The organism is Desulfurobacteriaceae bacterium, from assembly GCA_039832905.1.
Taxonomy (GTDB): Bacteria; Aquificota; Aquificia; order Desulfurobacteriales; family Desulfurobacteriaceae; genus Desulfurobacterium.
This window is the reverse complement of record JBDOLX010000011.1, coordinates 25,944-30,685: the sequence shown is the minus strand read 5'-3', so window position 1 is coordinate 30,685 and position 4,742 is coordinate 25,944. Positions and strand designations below refer to the sequence as shown.

General features: G+C 35.8%; 7 protein-coding genes and 2 tRNA genes. 7 read left to right on the top strand and 2 right to left on the bottom strand.

Annotated features, from left to right (window positions below):
• Together ABGX27_00520 and bioB are read left to right on the top strand one after the other, a co-directional pair.
• The coding region (locus ABGX27_00520) for a GTPase domain-containing protein (GenBank protein ID MEO2067981.1) at positions 1 to 299 on the top strand (299 nt) is incomplete at its 5' end.
• Positions 296 to 1,228: a biotin synthase BioB gene (gene bioB, locus ABGX27_00515; protein MEO2067980.1), complete on the top strand. Its 933-nt coding sequence runs from the start codon at positions 296 to 298 to the stop codon at positions 1,226 to 1,228. The genes ABGX27_00520 and bioB, both read left to right, overlap by 4 nt.
• A gap of 101 nt (positions 1,229 to 1,329) precedes the next feature.
• On the opposite strand, the gene ABGX27_00510 is transcribed toward bioB, so the two are convergent.
• Together ABGX27_00510 and ABGX27_00505 are read right to left on the bottom strand one after the other, a co-directional pair.
• Positions 1,330 to 1,406, bottom strand: a tRNA-Arg gene (locus ABGX27_00510).
• Positions 1,407 to 1,410: 4 nt separating this feature from the next.
• A tRNA-Pro gene (locus ABGX27_00505) sits at positions 1,411 to 1,488 on the bottom strand.
• Positions 1,489 to 1,626: 138 nt separating this feature from the next.
• Here ABGX27_00505 and ABGX27_00500 point away from each other — a divergent pair.
• The 5 genes from ABGX27_00500 to flgL form a co-directional block, all read left to right on the top strand.
• Positions 1,627 to 2,313, top strand: coding sequence for a PilZ domain-containing protein (locus tag ABGX27_00500; protein MEO2067979.1), 687 nt, complete (start codon positions 1,627 to 1,629; stop codon positions 2,311 to 2,313).
• Positions 2,314 to 2,321: 8 nt separating this feature from the next.
• Positions 2,322 to 2,672: a hypothetical protein gene (locus tag ABGX27_00495; protein ID MEO2067978.1), complete on the top strand. Its 351-nt coding sequence runs from the start codon at positions 2,322 to 2,324 to the stop codon at positions 2,670 to 2,672.
• A gap of 57 nt (positions 2,673 to 2,729) precedes the next feature.
• Positions 2,730 to 2,903: a putative motility protein gene (locus tag ABGX27_00490; GenBank protein ID MEO2067977.1), complete on the top strand. Its 174-nt coding sequence runs from the start codon at positions 2,730 to 2,732 to the stop codon at positions 2,901 to 2,903.
• Between the two features lie 12 nt (positions 2,904 to 2,915).
• Positions 2,916 to 4,271 carry a flagellar hook-associated protein FlgK gene (flgK, locus tag ABGX27_00485; protein MEO2067976.1) on the top strand — a complete coding sequence of 452 codons (1,356 nt, stop codon included), beginning with the start codon at positions 2,916 to 2,918 and terminating at the stop codon, positions 4,269 to 4,271.
• Positions 4,272 to 4,277: 6 nt separating this feature from the next.
• The coding region (flgL, locus tag ABGX27_00480) for a flagellar hook-associated protein FlgL (GenBank protein ID MEO2067975.1) at positions 4,278 to 4,742 on the top strand (465 nt) is incomplete at its 3' end.

Genomic DNA, 4,742 nt, shown 5'->3' with positions numbered 1-4,742 from the left:
GAGTTGATGGTATAGTTTTTGTAGCCGACTCTCAAGAAGAAAGACACGATGCTAACCTTGACACTTTAGATGATATGATAGAAAACCTCAAAGACTACGATCTAAAGATTGAAGAAATACCCTTAGTTATCCAGTACAACAAAAGAGATTTACCAAATGTTTTACCTGTTGAAGTTTTAAGGAAAGACCTTAATAAGTGGAACTGTCCAGATTTTGAAGCAGTTGCTCCAAAAGGTATCGGTGTTCTTGAAACTTTCAAGGAAATAACCCGTTTAGTTATAAAGAACTTGAGAAAGTGAGGAAACAGATAAAAGATATAATTAATAGATCTTTGGAGGAGTTTTATTTCCATTTTCTTCCACTTTCTTTTAAGAAGAAGGTGGAAGTTTTTGGTAATTACGTTGAAACTTGTGCAATTTTAAATGCCAAAAGCGGTAAGTGCTCCTCAGACTGTAAGTTTTGTGCTCAATCAAAAAAGTTTAAACTTAAAATAAAAACATACCCTCTTGTTAGTAAGGAAAAGCTTGTTTCTAATGCTTTTGATGCTTTCGAAAAAGGTATAGACAGGTTTAGCTTCGTTACGAGTGGTATTTCGGTAAATAAAGAAGAACTAAAAACAATATGTGAGGCTATAGAAAAAATAAAGTCAGAGAAACCAAATTCAAAAATCTGTGCATCATTGGGACAGCTTTCTAAAGAGGACTTAAAAACTCTAAAAAGCGCTGGTCTTGATAGATACCACCACAACTTGGAAACTTCTAGAGAGTTTTATCCAAAAATAACAACCGTTCAAAAGTGGGAAGATAGGTTAAGAACCATAGAGAATGCTAAAGAAGTTGGTCTTTCTATATGTTGTGGTGGAATATTTGGACTGGGGGAAAGTGTTAGCGACATTGCTTCCATAATAGAAACTTGGAAAAGTTTGGAAGTTGATTCTATACCAGTTAACTTCTTACATCCTATAAAAGGAACTCCTTTGGAAAATGCGAACTATCTAACTCCTTTAAAATGTTTAAAAATTTTAGCTGCAATAAGGATAGCTATACCTCAAGCAGAGATAAGGGTTTGTGGTGGAAGGGAGTATAACCTTAGGGAACTACAACCATTTCTGCTTTTACCAGCTAACGCTCTGATGGTAGGAAACTATCTGACTACAAAGGGTAGAGGGTTAAAGGACGATTATCAAATGATAAAGGATTTAGGATTTGAAACGAATTTGAAACTTTAGCTTCGGTTTAATTAATTTTTTTATTAGAAACTGAAAGAAAATACAGGGATTTTCTGAACTTTGCAGGAATTAGCTTTTAGGTTCGCTTTTTAGATTGAAAATGGCGGGCCCGGGAGGATTCGAACCTCCGACCTACGGATTAGAAGTCCGTTGCTCTATCCAGCTGAGCTACGGGCCCTAAATGGTCGGGGCAGCCCGATTTGAACGGGCGACCTCGTGCTCCCAAGGCACGCGCTCTAACCAAGCTGAGCTATGCCCCGAACTTGACGCTGAATAATTTAGGACGTGAAATCGGATTTGGCAAGTCCTTTTTGAAAAATTTTTGATGTTTTGCTGAGAATAGATATACTTTTCATTTAAAATAATGCATACTTATTTATAATTTAATGGAGGATAAGTTGTCTCTAGAACTGATAGAGCAGATCTTAAAGTGGTTAAGAGAGGTAAAAGATAAAAGGAAATCAATAGAGGTTGTTAGCTTTTACAATGAACTTCCAGTTAGAACGAAAGTGAGTGTAATCGATATAGATCCAGATAGAAAGGTTATCCAGTGGAGTTCAAATCCTAGATTAAGTCTTGCTGCAGGAGAGTCAAAAAAGCTTTATTTAAGGTTTCCTAAAAGTTTTGATGATGGGGATTTGTTCCTTGGGGCAGATGTTATTTATTTCAACGAAGATTTAGTAGAAAGCACGTTTCCAAGACCGGTAGTAGAACCCCGCTTTAGAAGGGAACATTTAAGAGTTACTACTTCTGAGAAGCTTCCAGTTATTGCAGATGCTAAAAAGGACGGAGAGGAAGGGATTGTAAGCTTTAAAGTTTTTGATATCTCAGAAGGTGGAATAGGCGTTTTGGTTAATAAGGGATTATTCAAGTTAGGCGAGAAGTTGGATTTAAAGCTTACTTTTCCGAATGAAAGGGAAATAAACACTAAAGGAGTGGTTGTTAATGTCAAAGATTTGGGAAAAGTTGATAAGGTGGGAATAAAGTTTACATCCCTTTCTAATAGGGATCTTAATGTCTTAGGCCGCTATATAATGGATAGACAAAGGGAAATAATGGACAAAATTCGTCTTTTAATAGATTAGAGGTGAAAGTGGAAGCGAAAAAACTTTTGGAAAGTTTAAAAGCTTTATTGGAGAGTCAAAAGAGACTTCTGCTAACGGGAATTAAAGACAAGGAAACGATAGAAAAACTAAAAGATTTAGATGAAAGAAAATTGGAAGTTCTTACTGAACTATCTAAGAAGGAGAAAGAGGAATTTTCTTCTTGTGTTGAACTTGTGAAGGTAGTAGAAAAACTTAATAAAGAAGTAGAAATCCTTCTTATGAATAATCTTGATTTTATCGAGGGAATTCTGAAAGAATTGTGTCCTGAAAGTGACATTACTTATGGATCTAGTGAAAAGGGGAAAGGGGGATTTTCTTTGTTCAATAAAAAAATCTAAAACGGTATATTTTCTATCCGATAATAAATTACTAGAAACTTTTTGATGAGGTTTCTGATGGTAAATAGCGTTGATGTTTCTGCCCAAGTAGGAGTAGAGTTGTTAAAGAATATGCTTGACTTTCAAAAAGAAATTGTAAGCCAACTTATAGAAACCTCCTTAAGCAATCAATCTTCCAATAACAATATTGTTGAGGTGAACAGGGGAACCCTAATCGATGTAAAGGCATAAAAGGGGGGTTAAATGTCTTTGTTTGAGGCTCTTTCGATTGCTGGACAATCTCTTTTAGCAAATAGAATAGCAATAAATACAACGAACAGAAACATTGCCAACGTTTATACTGAGGGATATTCAAGGGAAGAAGCTGTTTTAGCTGACGTTCCCGGTAGTGGAGTAAATGTAGAAACAATTAGAAGAATTTTTAATAAAGCTTATTTAACAAGGTATCTTTCTGAGAACCAAAATAACAAGGCACTATCGGCGTATGAGGATATCTTAGAACAAGTGGAAAGCGTTTTTAACGATGTTCAAGGAACTGGCTTTTCCCAAGCTTTAACCGACTTTTTTAACGCTATGGAAGATATAGCTGTTAAGCCCGATGATATTGCTGCCCGTCAGGGATTTATAGCAAAAGCTAAAACTTTAGTAGGAAGAATTAGGGACAGTTATTCTACCCTTGAAGAAATAAAGAATACTGCTACTCTTAAGGTGAGAGATGAAGCAGCAAACCTAAATAATCTTCTTCAGAAGCTAGCAACAATAAACAGGGATTTAAGAATTTACTCCTCTAGTCCAGAGAAACTAAACCAATACCTTGACGAGAGAGATAGAACCTTAGTTGAGATAAGTCAGCTTATTGATACAAAAGTTTACATTAAGGAAGACGGAACTGTTGACCTTTATACTGCAAAAGGTTTTGCTTTAGTTTTAGGTGAGAAATCTAAAAAAGTAGAGTTCTCTACCGATACAGCAAACAATCCTGTTTTAAAAGTATCTGATATCGATATAACACAAGAGTTTAGCAATGGAATTATAGGTGGGTATTTGAAAGGGATTGATTACATTAACAAAACTATAGACGCGCTAAATACATTCACTACAGAGTTTGCAATTCAGATAAACAATCAGCACGAAGCAGGATTTGATTTAAATGGAAACACAGGAATTTCTCTATTTAAAGCAGATAACGGGTCTTCTGTAATAGATGCTTCCAATATAGCTTTGAACTTTGAAGATCCCACTATGGTGGCAGCAGCTTTGGATGTAAATAATCTTAATGGGGATAATACAAATATCAAGGCACTTATAGCCCTAAAAGATCAAACCTTTTCCAACCTTGATAACTTGAGCTTTTCCGAGTTCTATAACACAAAGATTATTACTGCAATAGGTTCAGAACTTGAGTATACAAAGGACTTGAGAGAGAACAGTGACTTTATTCTTCAGTCTATTGATGAAAAGATGAAAGATCTTTCTTCTGTAAATATGGATGAAGAACTTTTGAACCTTACCCGCTATCAGAGGGCATATGAGGCAGCTTCAAAGGTTGTGAGTGTTACTGATGAACTTATTCAGACAATCCTTAACATGGTGGGGTAGTGAGAGATGAGAGTTCCTGATATTAGGTTCTTCGATATACTCTTAAAGTATGATAGAAAAAGGAGCTTAGACCTTACGAGAAAGACTGAAGAGTTATCTTCTGGAAAAAGCTTACTCTACCCTTCCGATAATCCTGTTGACGCAGCAAGAAGCCTTCGCTTTAAGAAGTTAATCTCCACTTTTGAAAGGTTTAATCGAAATATAGATCTTACAAAAACTCACCTTGAGACCGCAGAAACAGCTTTAAACTCCGTAGTTAACGTTGCTCAAGAAGCAAGAACGAAGATCATTCAGATTCTAAATGCGGGAGTTATAAGCGACGAAGATGCAAAAGTTTTAAAGGATTACTTTCAAAGTGTAAGAGATTACATAATCGGGCAGGCTAATACGAAAGTAGGAGATCATTATATCTTTGGGGGAGTAAAAGTTCAGTCTACTCCTTTTGCTGATGATGGAACTTATAACGGTAGT

Bases quoted from the DNA above. Each gene is read 5' to 3' on its own strand.
- ABGX27_00490 (MEO2067977.1), top strand. From the start codon at position 2,730: ATGGTAAATAGCGTTGATGTTTCTGCCCAAGTAGGAGTAGAGTTGTTA.
- flgK (MEO2067976.1), top strand. From the start codon at position 2,916: ATGTCTTTGTTTGAGGCTCTTTCGATTGCTGGACAATCTCTTTTAGCA.